This window comes from Methylobacterium sp. WSM2598 (genome assembly GCF_000379105.1).
Taxonomy (GTDB): Bacteria; Pseudomonadota; Alphaproteobacteria; order Rhizobiales; family Beijerinckiaceae; genus Methylobacterium.
This window is the reverse complement of the sequence record NZ_KB900612.1, coordinates 43,050-56,215: the sequence shown is the minus strand read 5'-3', so window position 1 is coordinate 56,215 and position 13,166 is coordinate 43,050. Positions and strand designations below refer to the sequence as shown.

The following is a 13,166-nucleotide window of genomic DNA, read 5'->3' as shown; positions in this document are numbered from 1 at the left end:
CGCCATTTGGCGACCGTCTTCGGGTTCAAGCCGTACTGGGCGGCAAGGGCGCGGCTACTTTCTTTCGACGCTTGGAGCTCGGCTCGAACACGCGGCGTCGTTCGGGGGTCACGTCCGTCAATGAGGTGGACTTTCGGGGTGGAGTTGGAGCGGCCATCGGTCAGGCGGCTTGCGGTGGAAGAGTGATCGCCTCCTCGATCAACGCCGACGTGAGGCCGGCCATGCCCTCGACCTGCATGTAGCGGTGCTGCAGCTGCCACTCGTCGTTGGCTTCCAGCAACACCGCGCCGATCAGGCGCTGGATCGAGTCGGTATTGGGAAAGATCCCGACCACATCAGCGCGTCGCTTGATCTCCTTGTTCAGGCGTTCAAGCGGGTTTGTCGAATGCAATTTACTGCGATGCTGGGCCGGGAAGGTCATGTAGGCTAGAACGTCCTCGCAGGTTTCGGCGATGAAGCCGTGAAGCTTCGGCCAGCGGGTGTGCAGCTGCTCGGCGAGTTGGTGGAGCGCAGCGCGGGCCGCGGCCTGATCCGTCTGTTGGAAGGCGTGACGCAGGCCCGCCGCGACCATCGTCTGCTGGGCGCGCGGCACATACGCCAGGGCATTGCGGGTCCAATGAACACGACACCGCTGCCACGTCGCCTTGAGCACCCGGCGGATCGCGGCCTTGAGACCCTCGTGGGCATCCGAGATCACGAGTTGCACGCCCGACAGCCCGCGCTTGACCAAGCTGCGCAGGAAGTCGGTCCAGAACACCTCGGCCTCGGATGGGCCGATGTGCAGCCCGACGATCTCCCGCCGGCCCTCGGTGTCCACCGCTACGGCGACTATGGCGGCCACCGACACGATGCGCCCGCCCTCACGCACCTTCAGGTAGGTGGCGTCGAGCCACAGATAGGGCCACGCGCCAGAGAGCGGACGCGTCAGGAACGCCGTGACGCGCTCATCGATGTCCTTGCACAGCTTGGACACGCTCGACTTCGAGATGCCCGACAGGCCCATGGCCTGCACAAGCTCGTCCACGCGCCGGGTCGAGACGCCGGCGATCCACGCCTCCTGGATCACCGCCACCAGCGCCTTCTCGACCGTCTTCCTCGGCTCCAGGAAGCCTGGGAAGTAGCTGCCGGTGCGCAGCTTGGGGATCTTGAGGTTGAGCGAGCCCAGCCGCGTGTCGAGGCTGCGCTCGCGGTAGCCGTTGCGGTAGGTGCTGCGCTCGCCCGTGCGCTCGTAGCGGCCCGCCCCGATCAGGCCCTCCACGTCTGCCTCCATCAGGATCTGCAGGACGGTCTCGGCGAGGCTGCGCAGGAAGTTGCCGTCGTCGGCCTTCTGCAGCGCCTCGATCAGTGCCACTCTGTCGTCGGTCATCGGGTGCTCCTGGCTCGGGTTGAAGTCCGCAAACTCCACCTTAGCCGCCAGCTCCGATGGCCACTCCAAGCCCCACCCCGGACCCCCTGAAAATTACACCTCGTCCGTGGACGCTACCCGTTCGGGCGCTGCCGTGAAGAACTCCTGCCATAGTGCATCCTCCACAAAACGCGTCAGCGCCGATGATGCACCATCACACTCCGGGACTGCACACCTAGTACCTGCACTGCTTCGGATCACTGGACGACTGGCGCCGAGCAGAGACATCGGTTCCATACGCTCGCCTTATGCGAATGGCGGGCTGTCTGGTGCTGCCGGGCCTCCTAACGAACAACCTCGACGCTGACGTCAACCTTCAGCTTCTTCCAAGCTCGATCGGTGGTGACAGCCACAGCCTCGCGGCTCGCCGCGAGCGCCAGGCAGGCACGATCCCCGAGCGACAGGCCCGCTTCGCGCGTGGTGGCTCGCAAGGCCCCTGCGGCCTCGCCCTGCACGCGATCAAGCGGCACGACGTCGAGATCCAACTCGCGCAGGTCCGCCACCGCCTCCTCGGCTGCTTGGCCGCGGTCGACCAACTTGCCGATCACCTCGGCGTAGTTCGCCGCACTGATGCAGGCGTCGTGCAGCACGGCCTCGACGCGATCCGCTCCCGGCTCGTCGAATAGCAGGCAGAGCAGGGCAGAGGCGTCGAGGACGTACCCTCGCTTACTCACGCTCAGCTTCCTCGCGGCGCTCCGCGATCAGCTCGTCGGACACCAAGCCCTCTGCCGGTGCGAGAGCGCGCAGCTTGGCCTGGATCCGGCGCAGGGCCGAGCGGGCGGGCCGGATGCGCAACTCGTCGCCGTGCAGCTCCATGAACACGGTATCGCCTTTGCTCAGGCCCATGCTCTGGCGGATGGCGGCCGGGACGATGATACGACCGCCCTCTACCACTTTGCCCTTCACCGCTGACATGCCGAGATCCCGTTCCTAGGCCATACGCTCGCCGAGAGTGTAGCAATCCGATGTCGGTGCAGAAAGGCCGATCCGAGCATTTTTACTTCAATGCACCGTGGTGCTGCAGTGGTGCATTTGGAGGTGCTTGTCGGGACTAGGCCGCGTCGGTCCGCATGCTGGTCGAACTACGGACAGGGTCACTCAAGCCAGACTCATCCGAACTGTCATGTCACAAATTCCTCTTCCACTCCCGTTTGCCGATCATAGACAGAGTGACGAGCTTCGTGACACGTTCTAACCGCTCGGAGCGGCCGCGCTTTGTTTGTCACTTTAACGTCCGTTTGCGTGACGATGTGATCGCGGCTGGAGAAGGACGGAGCGAGGGGAGGAACGATGCTGATCGGCTACATGCGGGTGTCGAAGGCGGACGGCTCCCAGGTCACCGACCTGCAGCGCGATGCCCTCGCGCAGGCCGGCGTCGAGGGCGAGCGCCTCTACGAGGACCACGCCTCCGGCAAGCGCGACGACCGGCCCGGGCTCGACGCCTGCCTCAAGGCCCTGCGCCAGGGCGACACCATGGTGATCTACAAGCTCGACCGCCTCGGCCGCGACCTGCGCCACCTCGTCAACACCGTGCACGAGCTCACGTCCCGCGGCGTCGGGCTGAAGGTTCTGGCGGGGCAGGGCGCCAACATCGACACCACCACCGCCAACGGTCGCCTGGTGTTCGGCATCTTCGCGGCCCTGGCCGAGTTCGAGCGCGAGCTGATCGTCGAGCGCACGAAGGCGGGGCTGGCCTCGGCAAGGGCGCGGGGGCGCAAGGGCGGTCGCAAGCCGAAGATGACCCCTGCGAAGCTGCGGCTGGCTCAGGCAGCCATGGGTCAGCCGGAGACGAAGGTGAGTGCCCTCTGTGCTGAGCTCGGGGTCACCCGGCAAACACTCTATCGTCATGTCGACGCCAAGGGGCAGCTCCGACCAGATGGATTGAGGCTGCTTGGGCGCCAGCCATCCTGAGCGGCTTCGGTCGGCGTGTATGACGCGGCCAACAACGCTCATAACTTGTGAGTTTTGAGCGCTCCTTAAAACGGAATGTCGTCATCCAGGTAGCTCATGCTGTTGTCGGTCGGCTTCGGCGGCGGTGGCGGGTTGCGCTCCAAGTGCTTCGAGATCAGAAGATTGTGCAAAGTCGCCGCAAGCTGCAAAGCAAGCTCACCGTAGACGGCAGGAATTTCCACAATGTCGGCGCCTTGTCCATGGCCTGCAAGCTTGTTGCGCAGAAATGGTAGGGTTTTTAGTACCTGGTCGGCAAATCCTGCACGCATCGTCTCAGGCAGATCATCAAAGTAATTTTGTGCGACCATGCTCTTTACGAGTTGATCAACATTCATCTGCGGCTGTCCGGTTAGAACTTTCAGGACGCTTTCAAAGCTCTTCGCAGCATAGAAGATGCTATCCTTCACGTCGCCCGCGGCTAATTCCTGCCGGGCTTTAGCGTACTCCTGCGCAGCTCCAACAAAGCGGTTGGCGGCAAGCGCATCGTGCGCGGTCGCCGTCAGCCGCTCGCCTACGAAATCAGCGTCCAGCTTGAAGAACTCGCCATCGGCCAGGCGCCAAGGACAAAGATGCACATCAAATATTTGATTGATCTTAATCCGGCAGCTTTCACGATCGATATCTCCCATATAAGGCATTGCCAACTCAATGTAATCAAAAACTACCCCACCGCCGAGATTTCTGATGATGTGCTTCGACGCATCGTAGTAATTATATTCATTGGTAGCGGACATTTCAGGAATGTCATCCCAACCATGCTCACGGATTAGATCAAGCACGGTTTCTTCGAATACAGAAGAATTGGAAATCCAGTTGTCGTTGGGGTCCCGCTGTACGCTAACTGAGGAGTTGTAGCTCTCCAAGCAGGTATAGATTTTGCGGCGAGCATCCTCTGGGATAGCAACCACGAGCTTTCCATCCTTCAAGGCATGATGGTAGCGCTGACTGAAGATCACGAGGCACCCGGCTTTTGCATCAGCAACTACTTACACCAGCACGGCGAAGGTTGCACCTTCAACCGAACCTCTACAGGCGCCACCGCAAACCCGCAGTGTGTGGCGCCAGGCGCGCAGCGTGTGGATGACGAAATTATGGTCAAGCTTTAAGAGTTGCATACGATGCCTGTTGCGCCATACGCTAATGAGAACATAGATAGAACACCATGGCTCGGGATCAGTTTCAGGTCACACGCTCCGTCCTTCAGTGGGCGCGTTCGCGCGCCGGGCTGAGCGTTGCCGATCTGACTGCGACGTTCCGCAACTACGCGGATTGGGAGGCAGGAGAGGGTGGTCCAACTTACACGCAGCTGGAGAACCTGGCCGACAAGCTCAAGGTCCCGGTAGCGGTTTTCTTCTTCCCGGAGCCGCCTGCTACGCCGCGCATAGAAGAAACTTTCCGCACGCTTCCGGATGCGGTGATCGATCAACTGCCAAGCAGGATGCGCCTCAATCTACGTAAGGCGAAGGCATTTCAGCTCAACATCGGCGAGCTGTGCAATGGGGTGAACCCCGCTCCACGGCTGATTACCCGCGACCTGGCGTTCAAGGTTCAACAGCCCGTTGAGGAAATGGCGCGGAAGGTGCGCGACTACCTCGGTGTGAGCATCGAGACGCAGAAGGGCTGGGCATCAAGCGAGGTTGCGCTCAAGCAGTGGCGCACCGTCCTTCAGGACGTTGGCTTATTCACGTTTAAGGACGCTTTCCAGGCGCCAGAATTCTCAGGTTTTTGCCTTACTGATCCTGTTTTTCCCATTATCTACATCAACAACACCAACGCTAAAAACCGACAAATCTTCACGCTTTTCCACGAGCTCGCGCATCTGCTCTTTCAGACGAGCGGTATTGACAGCTTCAAAGAGCTACAAACCAACTCGGACAATTCAAAGCGTATCGAGGTCATCTGCAACGCTTTTGCTGCTGAATTTCTACTCCCGGCGGCGGAGTTTGCGCAAGCGCGGGAGGGGCTTCCTGCTAACGAGCAAACGGCGGCACAGCTCGCATCTCAGTACCATGTCAGCCGGGAAAGCATATTCAGGCGCTTTGTCGACGCTGGAGAAGTCACACGCACCGCCTATGAGGCTGCCATCAAGAACTGGGCCGAGGGTCGCAAAGAAGGCGGTAAAGGAAATTACTATAACAACATGTTCGCCTACCTGGGCAGGGCATATATCAGCATAGCATTGAGCGCGTTTCATCAGGACCGCATCTCGGAGAGTCAACTTGCTCAATATCTAAATGTGAAGCCGAAGAGCCTCTCTGCCGTCGAAGAGCGGTTCATCCGTGGTGCGGCTGCATGAGTTACGTCTTCGACAACGGTCCACTTTCGATGTTGTTTAAGAATTATTTTAGATCGGTTTTTCCAACTCTATGGGACAACTTCGATGAGCTGATTGCGAACGGCGAGATTGTTTCGGTGCGCGAGATCGCACGCGAGATTGCAGACAGCTCTATCGAGGTCTTACGCACCTGGGTTGCTGATAACGGCGAAGTCTTCGCGGTGCCTTCCCCTCAAGAGGCTGCCTTCATCACGCAGATTTACTCCGTAAAGCATTTCCAGTACAACATTGAACAGCAGAAACTCCTAAAGGGTGGCCGAATGGCCGACCCCTTTGTGATCGCTAAGGCGCATACTGAGGGCCGAACGGTCGTCACCACAGAGGTATTCAAGCCAAATGGCACGAAAATTCCCAACATTTGCCGACATTTTGGCGTCAAGTGCATGTCTATTCAGGAATTTATGGAAGAGCAAAACTGGCGTTTCTAAGTATATTGGCAAAATCCATCTCATGGCGTGATGTGCCGCGGTAAGTGGAACGCCGCTCGTAGCTTCCAAGGGCGGTCGGTGCCTCTGGACGCGAACCGTACCCGGTCGCGCCCGTAGCGCGCATTGAGCTGGTCCACACATTCCATTCTTCGCCCGTGTTCATCGTCAGTCCGGCTTGTCGAGTAAGGGGGTGATGACCTCCCGCGTGTCTTTGCTCGGGACGACGGGGATGATCTCGAACGTCACACCGGCTCCGCGCCAGCTCAGCACCCACTTCTGCAGGAGCCGGAGATCGTCGCAGCGCATCAGCTGGAAGCAGCGCGCGAAGTTGGGCTCGACCCAGCTGTCGACGTACTCGAGGCCCTTGGGGAGCATGCGGCCGGCCTCCCGCACACGGCGGTACACCGGCACCATGTCGTTGTCCTGAAAGCGCTCGATGATCATGAACAGCATGGGTCAGCCTCATGAGCTCTCGTGCCGCAGATTCAGCCGCCCGGCCGAGCCGTATTCCCGCCACCGCTCTGAAACCGACATGGCAGAGAAAGGTCCGCCATGTTGGACGAAGCACGTGTATGTCCAAGCAACGACAATCTTCCATACCCTTAAGCCTGGAAGGATCGCGTGTCAGAAAATCAAAGCCGGACGCTGACGGTCTCCTGGTGTGCCCGGTCTACCTCTCTGCGCGACACCCTCGCTGAAGCTCGGGTCTGATGATCCGCCTCAAAACTCATAGAGGTTCTCACCCCTTGCGCAGCCTCCTTGTGTTCGCACGCACCTTCCGTCGGTAGCCGCTCACGACGTGGCCGGGCGACTTGCCGGTCGCGATCTGCAGTGCGGCTTCGCCAGCCGCCAGCACTTTCTCGCTCACCATGAGCTGCGCTTCCGACATCGCGGCTGGGCCGCCAAGCGCGATCTTGGTGAGGCGCAGGCCGATCACCGTCTGAGCCTCAACGGCGAGCATCGTCATATCGACGCCGAGCTTCCACATGGGTCCAAAAATCGGAGCTGGCACACCGGGGTTCCTTGTAATGGAGGACCACGACCAATCGCGCAACCATGGCCAAGCTGCTGGGCTTAGCTGCTCATGCCGGGCGCCTACGCCTGAGGTTGGCGGCGGGTTGGGCGGTCCGTGAAGGATTGTGCAGAGCTCGACTCTCTACGGTCTCGCGGGTGGAGCAAGCTCGACGTCAGCCGGATTGGGCACGTAGGCGCACCAGGCACAGGAACCTCGATGCTCTGCCTTCGGCGCGTTGCGCTGGGAGCAGATAGGGCAGACGTGCAGGACGACTCGGCCACCCAGGAGAGTGGCTTGGCCTCGTCCTTTAAACGTAAGGCGATATTATACTTCACGTACCCAGCGGGGCGTGCTATGAGCGCTTCCTCTGGTTGGGAATGGGGCTGGTCGCCCAGCGAGCGCGTTCGGGCGCTTGGGTGTGGCTACGCCGATCGCGATACAAGGCGGTTTGCGATGCTGCAATTTTATATTGATGACAGTGATGTCATAGAAGGAAGACCGGTCGCGTGTCTCGGTGGGTTTGTTGGTTTGATTGACATATGGTCTGTTTTTGCAGATCGATGGAAGAGGCTGCTTGATGCGAGTGGGCTACATTATTTTAAAATGAGCGAGGCAGCTAGTTACAACGGCCAATTCCGCACGTGGACCAAGGAAAGAAGGGATCAATTTCTGCTTGACGCTTACGACGTCATAAATTCTTTCCCACTACAATCGGCGTCAATAATGCTTATCCCAGAGAATTATGTCAAAAGAATCAAAGTTTACACTGACGAGCAGCCATATTCTATGTATAATATTATGGCTGTGTTTTTGATGTCGATTGCGGCTAACCAGCTGGCTATCCAGGGCTGCCCGGGGCTGGAGTTTATATTCGACACCCAGCCAGACAAAGACAAATTCATTCTCACAAATTGGGACACAATAATGTCAACTTTCCCACCTCGGGCAAGGTCGATTATTTCAGGGCATCCAGTGTTCAGGGATGAGAAACTTGTACTACCACTGCAAGCGGCCGATCTTCATGCGTGGTGGGCACGACATTACGTGTCACAGAAGCTTAGAAACACCCCAGATCAAGATTTTCCGTTGTGGAGGCCCAGACCTCGCGCCAACGAATTTCACATGAGCGAACAAACACTTACTGCAATTGGGCGCGATATCATTACAAATCGCTTCATGTCCGCACTTAAAAAGCAGTCGCTTCGTCAGGAAGCGTTCAATCAGCTTAGACGGGAAAGGAACGGCTTTGATACTTCTGACATCAACTTAAGCGTAACCGTGGATTTGTTCCCTCCCAGCAAGGAGGAAAAGAGACGCAGACTTAAGATGTTTAATCTTCAAAGAAAGCGAAACAACAAACAATCTGACGGTTGAATTTTATTTTACATGTTTTTGACTGTTGCGCTTTCTCGGGGGCGCGATTTTAGAAAAAGCCTCCTCAAATATCCTTCCGGTTTCATCGACACCCACCTCCCGAGCGGTTTCTTTGAACCGCTCGGCCTGTGTTTTCTCTGGCTTCTTATTGGTTGGTTTTTCGTTTTCGGCCATAGCGCTTAGACCCTCCCACCAATCGTTCGATAGGTAAGCCGCTTGCCTACGGCACCACGGGCGAGGCTTTCAGTCCGCATCACATCGTTTACGCCAAGCTTCACGCGATTGTTGTAGCGGAAGTCGAACTCGGCGAGGTAGCGATGCAGGTGTTTCTTGTCACAATGCTGATAGACGCCCCTCATGCCGCGTTTGAAGACGGAGAAGTAGCCCTCAACGGTGTTGGTGTGGACGATACCCCGCACGTACTCGCCCTGCCCGTGGGCGGTGGTCTGATGGTCGATGAATGACGGCGCGACCTTGAGGTACACGCTGGCTTCGTCGGTATGCAGAGAAGCTTCCTTGGCGATGTTCTCTTCAAGGATCGGCACGATGGTGGAAGGCTTCAGGTCGTCAATAACGACCGAGCGCACCTGTTTTTTCTCGCGGTCAACAAGGCTCAGCACTTTCATCTTATGATGATAGGCGCGCTTCACTTCCTTGCCTTGCTCGCGGCCAATGAAGGTCTCGTCCGCCTCCACGATGCCGGACATGCCATTGCCGTCGCTACCCATCGGGTCAAGGCCAACGGTTCGCATGGCCTCACGCAGCCGGTGCGACATGAACCATGCGGTCTTGAGGGTAACGCCCAAGGTCCGGTGAAGCTGATTGGACGAGATGCCCTTCTTGCTGGACGACAGCAGGAACATCGCCTGAAGCCAGAGGTGCATCGGCACATGGCTGGCCTCGAACACGGTCCCGACCTTCACGGTGAAGGGCTTGCGGCACTGGTAGCACTTGTAGGTGCCAAGGCGGGTGGACCTGCCGCCCATCTTGCCGATGCGCTCAAAGCCGCCGCAGTGCGGGCAGATCGGACCTTCCGGCCACACCCGAGCCTCAACCCACGCGAAGGCCGCTTCCTCGTTATGGAAGTGGGCGTCGTCGAGAACGGACTTAGCCATGGCGCAACCTCTTGATGCGCCTACCGTATCACCCCGCGTGGGTACGTCAAGTATAATATCGCCAAACGTAACGGCCAGACAGGTTGAACTGTTTGGTAGCGCTGCCATTGCAACCCAGGCCGTAGTCGTGCTTTCAGCCAGAAAAGGAGCCGCCCCCGCAGGAGCGGCTCAAGTCTAGGGAGGAAACGCCCACAGAGGGCTGCGGGACCGCGACACCATCGCGATCTCGCGATTACCTCCTATGCTGCACTGCAACAATTTGGAAGAGCAAAATCTGGACACCATGCCCACGATTCGTGCATAGCTAGAGGGTGCAACAAACCTGGCCATGCGCCGCATGCAAGGACTCGCCGCGAAGCGCACCAGGGAACTCATCGCGTCAGCCATTCCACGAGGCGGATCTGGTCAGGATCGAGCAGCGCGGGCGCGTACCCGCAGCTCGGGATCTCAACAAGCTCAGTCCCCGGACGTCGCTGCACCATCTCGGTCGCCGTCCGCGCCAGCAGGAGATCGGAAGCCTCGCCTCGCAGCACGAGCGCTGGGCAGCGCATGGCGTCCCAGTAGTTCCACAACGAGGGTCTACTCGGCAGGTTCAACCTCGCTGACCTTATGGTTGAGCTCCTTGATGAGGACGCGCGTGTTCTCAGAGTAGTCGACCGGCACCGCCACGAGGTGAACGCCACCTGCCTTGAAGGCGGCCTCCAGCGTCGGAGCCAGGTCGCGGACCGCCGTGACGCGATGGCCCGTCGCCCCATAGGAGTTGGCGTAGGCGACGAAATCCGGGTTGCCGAAAGTCATGCCGTAATCGGCGAACTCGTCCACCGCCTGCTTCCAGCGGATCATGCCGTAGGCCGAGTCGTCGAGGATCAGCACCACGAGGTTGAGCCCGAGCCGGACAGCCGTCTCCATCTCCTGGCTGTTCATCATGAAGCCGCCATCGCCGCACACCGCCAGCACGCGCCGCCCAGGGTGGAGCAGCGCCGCCATCATGGCGGAGGGCAGGCCCGCGCCCATCGTGGCGAGCGCGTTGTCGAGGAGCAGCGTGTTCGCCACGTGGGTGCGGTAGTTGCGGGCGAACCAGATCTTGTACATGCCGTTGTCGAGGCAGACGATCCCGTCCTCCGGCATCACCGCCCGCACGTCGTGCACGAGGCGCTGCGGCGTCACCGGGAAGCGGTCCTCCTCGGCCCGGTCGTTGATCCGCTCCAGGATCTGCTGGCGCAGCTGCAGCATGCCCGGATCTGGATCGAGCCGCCCGCCGAGGCGCGCCGCCAGTTCGGTCACGGTAACGCCGATGTCGCCCACCACCTCGGCATCGGGGTGGAAGACCTGCTCGACGCTCGCCGAGACGTAGCCGACATGGATCACCTTCGGGCCGCCCGCGACCTGCCCCATCAGGAACGGCGGCTTCTCCACCGTGTCGTGCCCGATCGAGATGATCAGGTCCGCCCTGTCGATCGCCTCATGCACGTAGTCGCGCTCGGAGAGGGCCGCGGTGCCGAGATAGAGGTTGGAGCCGCCCGTGACCGCGCCCTTGCCCATCTGGGTGTTGAAGAACGGGATGCGGGTGCGGCGCACGAAATCCGAGAGCGGCTCGACCAGCCGCGGCCGGTTGCCCGCCGCCCCGATCATGATCAGCGGGCGCTTCGCCGCGAGGATCATCGTCGCCGCGCGCTCGATGGCTTCGGTGGCCGCCACGGGCCGGTCGATCGGGTGCGGGGGCACCAGGGCAACGTCGGCGGTCTCGGCCGCGATGTCCTCGGGCAGTTCGAGGTGGACCGGGCCGGGCCGCTCCTCGGTGGCGACCCGGAAGGCGTCGCGCACGATGGTGGGGATCGAGGCCGCCGAGACGATCTGGCGGGTCATCTTGGTGAGCGGGCGCATCGCCCCGATGATGTCGACGATCTGGAACCGGGCCTGGCGTGCGCTCATGATCGGCTTCTGGCCGGTGATCATCAGCATCGGCATGGCGCCGAGATGCGCGTAGGCCGCGCCCGTGGTGAAGTTGAGGGCGCCGGGGCCAAGGGTCGAGAGGCAGACGCCCGGCCGGCCGGTGAGCCGCCCGTGCGTGGCGGCCATGAAGGCGGCGGCCTGCTCGTGGCGGGTGAGGACGAGTTCGATCTTGGACGTGCGCAGGGACTCGACGACGTCGAGGTTCTCCTCGCCGGGAATGCCGAAGATGCGGTCCACCCCCTCATTCTCGAGAGCGGCAACAAGAAGATCAGATCCTTTGGACATATCTAGCCTCCCCTATTTCGAAAACTCTGCAGATTTGAGCCTGTTGAAGATTTTATCAGGTAAGTCTACGACTGATGATTTGGCTAAGAAACTTTTACTTTTAGGCACATCCAGCGGTTTCGCGCATGCACATGTCACTATATGCAACAATGATATCCGATACAATCAGTCTTGCAGCGTTTATTATAATGAAACGCGTCTACTTCCTGAGTACCAAGATGCCGATGACGAATGCATCAACCGCTCTGATCCCTGTCCAGATCGTGTAGGCCGCACCTAACGGCAGCAAGCGCATGGCGAGCTCTAACAGGCGGAAGCGAGAGGGAAGACGTGGCCTCGCATTGGTCTAGCTCCGCACGAGGTCACCGAGCAGGCTCGCTGCCACAGTCGTTTTTGAGACTGTGAGCCCCGAGGCGGCGATGGCGTCTACTGTGTCGCGGATCCGGGTACGCGCGGGGCCGCGCGCCCGGATCCATGCCGACACTGCTTCTGGGCCGGCGCCGATGTCTGCAATCACCTCCGTCGTCAGCTTGCGGTGGGCGCTCGCGATCCCCGTCACCGCCCGCTCCAAAGCGACCCGGTCGAATGTGTCAGCGACAGCCACCGTCCGCGCCGCGGCGGCAAGATCGTCGAGGCGGAAGGCATGCTCGAGAGCGAAGTGAGTCGCCGCCACCTCCTCAACCGGCCGGCCGCTGACCTCGGCGACGCGTACGATGTCGGGAGCCGAGACCATCGCAGTGAGCGAGGCGAGCCGCCTGGCTTGCGCTGGGGCCATGCCCGCCCCAGTCAGCTCCGCCACTCTTGCCTCAATCGCTGCCCACGCCTCCCCGCCGAGCACCTTGGGCAAAGCTGTCTCGACAGCCGCGACGCCGTCGCGGTAGCGAGCGACGATCGGCGATAGCCCGCCCGCGAGGTCGAGGTTGCGAATGAACCAGACGATGCGATTGGCGAGTAGGTCCTGCACCTCGGCGTAGAGGCTAAGCTGCGCCTGGCCTCCGATCCGCCCGCCGAGTCCGTCGATCGCGAGGTTCAGCTCCATTAGCCCGAAGGCGTCCCGCGTCACCGCGTAGGCCTTGGCGATAGCCGCCGCGTCCGCTCCCGTGCTGTCTACAAGTCGCGTTACGAGGGAGGGGCCGCCGCGATTGACGATGATGTTGGCGAGCGCCGTCGCGATGATCTCTCGGCGCAGCCGGTGACCCTTCACTTCGTGCGGAAAGCGCTCACGCAGCGCTTTTGGGAAATAGCGCTGCAACTCTCGGTCGAAGTACAGATCGTTCGGCACTGTGCTGTCGAGGATCGCATCATG

Annotated in this window: 16 protein-coding genes and 1 pseudogene; 4 read left to right on the top strand and 13 right to left on the bottom strand. The window is 60.3% G+C overall.

Features of this window, described 5'->3' with window-relative positions; translation table 11 throughout:
- Nucleotides 1-160: 160 nt before the first annotated feature.
- The 3 genes from MET2598_RS0135630 to MET2598_RS0135620 form a co-directional block, all read right to left on the bottom strand.
- Nucleotides 161-1,366 (bottom strand): IS256 family transposase, encoded by a 1,206-nt coding sequence (locus MET2598_RS0135630; protein ID WP_018261581.1) that lies wholly within the window; start codon nucleotides 1,364-1,366, stop codon nucleotides 161-163.
- 323 nt (nucleotides 1,367-1,689) lie between these two features.
- Nucleotides 1,690-2,079, bottom strand: coding sequence for a type II toxin-antitoxin system VapC family toxin (locus MET2598_RS0135625; protein WP_018264113.1), 390 nt, complete (start codon nucleotides 2,077-2,079; stop codon nucleotides 1,690-1,692).
- Nucleotides 2,072-2,320 carry an AbrB/MazE/SpoVT family DNA-binding domain-containing protein gene (locus MET2598_RS0135620; protein ID WP_018264112.1) on the bottom strand — a complete coding sequence of 83 codons (249 nt, stop codon included), beginning with the start codon at nucleotides 2,318-2,320 and terminating at the stop codon, nucleotides 2,072-2,074. Before MET2598_RS0135620 ends, MET2598_RS0135625 begins: the two co-directional genes overlap by 8 nt.
- A 375-nt stretch (nucleotides 2,321-2,695) precedes the next feature.
- Between MET2598_RS0135620 and MET2598_RS0135615 the strand changes: the two genes are divergently transcribed.
- The gene (locus MET2598_RS0135615) at nucleotides 2,696-3,316 is read left to right on the top strand and encodes a recombinase family protein (RefSeq protein WP_018264111.1); all 621 of its coding nucleotides are present in this window, start codon (nucleotides 2,696-2,698) and stop codon (nucleotides 3,314-3,316) included.
- Between the two features lie 65 nt (nucleotides 3,317-3,381).
- Here the strand turns inward: MET2598_RS0135615 and MET2598_RS41945 are convergent, their stop codons facing one another.
- A complete protein-coding gene (locus tag MET2598_RS41945; protein WP_157182379.1) occupies nucleotides 3,382-4,311 on the bottom strand; it encodes an AbiJ-NTD4 domain-containing protein in 930 nt (309 codons plus the stop codon).
- A 206-nt stretch (nucleotides 4,312-4,517) separates the two neighbouring features.
- Here MET2598_RS41945 and MET2598_RS0135610 point away from each other — a divergent pair, with 206 nt between their 5' ends.
- Complete coding sequence (locus MET2598_RS0135610) at nucleotides 4,518-5,651, top strand: helix-turn-helix domain-containing protein (RefSeq protein ID WP_018264110.1); 1,134 nt, start codon at nucleotides 4,518-4,520, stop codon at nucleotides 5,649-5,651.
- On the top strand, nucleotides 5,648-6,118 hold the full coding sequence (locus tag MET2598_RS40395) for a PIN domain-containing protein (RefSeq protein ID WP_084674103.1): 471 nt from the start codon (nucleotides 5,648-5,650) through the stop codon (nucleotides 6,116-6,118). The genes MET2598_RS0135610 and MET2598_RS40395 overlap by 4 nt, the downstream gene beginning before the upstream one ends.
- 20 nt (nucleotides 6,119-6,138) lie before the next feature.
- On the opposite strand, the gene MET2598_RS43960 is transcribed toward MET2598_RS40395, so the two are convergent.
- The 3 genes from MET2598_RS43960 to MET2598_RS0135600 form a co-directional block, all read right to left on the bottom strand.
- The gene (locus MET2598_RS43960) at nucleotides 6,139-6,264 is read right to left on the bottom strand and encodes a DUF4113 domain-containing protein (protein ID WP_084674101.1); all 126 of its coding nucleotides are present in this window, start codon (nucleotides 6,262-6,264) and stop codon (nucleotides 6,139-6,141) included.
- A 19-nt stretch (nucleotides 6,265-6,283) separates the two neighbouring features.
- On the bottom strand, nucleotides 6,284-6,571 hold the full coding sequence (locus MET2598_RS0135605; protein WP_018264109.1) for a DUF3303 domain-containing protein: 288 nt from the start codon (nucleotides 6,569-6,571) through the stop codon (nucleotides 6,284-6,286).
- Between the two features lie 286 nt (nucleotides 6,572-6,857).
- The gene (locus MET2598_RS0135600; RefSeq protein WP_018264108.1) at nucleotides 6,858-7,106 is read right to left on the bottom strand and encodes a hypothetical protein; all 249 of its coding nucleotides are present in this window, start codon (nucleotides 7,104-7,106) and stop codon (nucleotides 6,858-6,860) included.
- A 381-nt stretch (nucleotides 7,107-7,487) separates the two neighbouring features.
- Between MET2598_RS0135600 and MET2598_RS41940 the strand changes: the two genes are divergently transcribed.
- Nucleotides 7,488-8,507 (top strand): DUF3800 domain-containing protein, encoded by a 1,020-nt coding sequence (locus MET2598_RS41940; RefSeq protein ID WP_157182377.1) that lies wholly within the window; start codon nucleotides 7,488-7,490, stop codon nucleotides 8,505-8,507.
- Between the two features lie 3 nt (nucleotides 8,508-8,510).
- On the opposite strand, the gene MET2598_RS41935 is transcribed toward MET2598_RS41940, so the two are convergent.
- The 6 genes and pseudogenes from MET2598_RS41935 to MET2598_RS43295 all read right to left on the bottom strand — a co-directional run.
- Nucleotides 8,511-8,681, bottom strand: coding sequence for a hypothetical protein (locus MET2598_RS41935; RefSeq protein WP_157182376.1), 171 nt, complete (start codon nucleotides 8,679-8,681; stop codon nucleotides 8,511-8,513).
- A gap of 5 nt (nucleotides 8,682-8,686) precedes the next feature.
- On the bottom strand, nucleotides 8,687-9,622 hold the full coding sequence (locus tag MET2598_RS0135595; RefSeq protein WP_018264107.1) for an IS1595 family transposase: 936 nt from the start codon (nucleotides 9,620-9,622) through the stop codon (nucleotides 8,687-8,689).
- 371 nt (nucleotides 9,623-9,993) lie between these two features.
- A complete protein-coding gene (locus tag MET2598_RS0135590) occupies nucleotides 9,994-10,194 on the bottom strand; it encodes an alpha/beta fold hydrolase (protein WP_236728949.1) in 201 nt (66 codons plus the stop codon).
- A 7-nt stretch (nucleotides 10,195-10,201) separates the two neighbouring features.
- Nucleotides 10,202-11,860 (bottom strand): acetolactate synthase large subunit, encoded by a 1,659-nt coding sequence (locus MET2598_RS0135585; RefSeq protein ID WP_026191122.1) that lies wholly within the window; start codon nucleotides 11,858-11,860, stop codon nucleotides 10,202-10,204.
- A 199-nt stretch (nucleotides 11,861-12,059) separates the two neighbouring features.
- Nucleotides 12,060-12,170 (bottom strand): SMR family transporter, encoded by a 111-nt coding sequence (locus MET2598_RS40385; protein WP_269083051.1) that lies wholly within the window; start codon nucleotides 12,168-12,170, stop codon nucleotides 12,060-12,062.
- Between the two features lie 36 nt (nucleotides 12,171-12,206).
- A pseudogene (locus MET2598_RS43295) lies at nucleotides 12,207-13,166 on the bottom strand (NAD-glutamate dehydrogenase domain-containing protein); the annotation flags it as partial.

Excerpts from the sequence above, each read along its gene's own strand:
- MET2598_RS0135620 (WP_018264112.1), bottom strand. The coding sequence starts at position 2,320 with ATGTCAGCGGTGAAGGGCAAAGTGGTAGAGGGCGGTCGTATCATCGTC.
- MET2598_RS0135615 (WP_018264111.1), top strand. The coding sequence starts at position 2,696 with ATGCTGATCGGCTACATGCGGGTGTCGAAGGCGGACGGCTCCCAGGTC.
- MET2598_RS41935 (WP_157182376.1), bottom strand. The coding sequence starts at position 8,681 with ATGGCCGAAAACGAAAAACCAACCAATAAGAAGCCAGAGAAAACACAG.
- MET2598_RS40395 (WP_084674103.1), top strand. The coding sequence starts at position 5,648 with ATGAGTTACGTCTTCGACAACGGTCCACTTTCGATGTTGTTTAAGAAT.
- MET2598_RS41940 (WP_157182377.1), top strand. The coding sequence starts at position 7,488 with ATGAGCGCTTCCTCTGGTTGGGAATGGGGCTGGTCGCCCAGCGAGCGC.
- MET2598_RS43960 (WP_084674101.1), bottom strand. The coding sequence starts at position 6,264 with ATGGAATGTGTGGACCAGCTCAATGCGCGCTACGGGCGCGACCGGGTA.
- MET2598_RS0135600 (WP_018264108.1), bottom strand. The coding sequence starts at position 7,106 with ATGTGGAAGCTCGGCGTCGATATGACGATGCTCGCCGTTGAGGCTCAG.
- MET2598_RS0135595 (WP_018264107.1), bottom strand. The coding sequence starts at position 9,622 with ATGGCTAAGTCCGTTCTCGACGACGCCCACTTCCATAACGAGGAAGCG.
- MET2598_RS0135630 (WP_018261581.1), bottom strand. The coding sequence starts at position 1,366 with ATGACCGACGACAGAGTGGCACTGATCGAGGCGCTGCAGAAGGCCGAC.
- MET2598_RS0135610 (WP_018264110.1), top strand. The coding sequence starts at position 4,518 with ATGGCTCGGGATCAGTTTCAGGTCACACGCTCCGTCCTTCAGTGGGCG.
- MET2598_RS0135605 (WP_018264109.1), bottom strand. The coding sequence starts at position 6,571 with ATGCTGTTCATGATCATCGAGCGCTTTCAGGACAACGACATGGTGCCG.
- MET2598_RS0135585 (WP_026191122.1), bottom strand. The coding sequence starts at position 11,860 with ATGTCCAAAGGATCTGATCTTCTTGTTGCCGCTCTCGAGAATGAGGGG.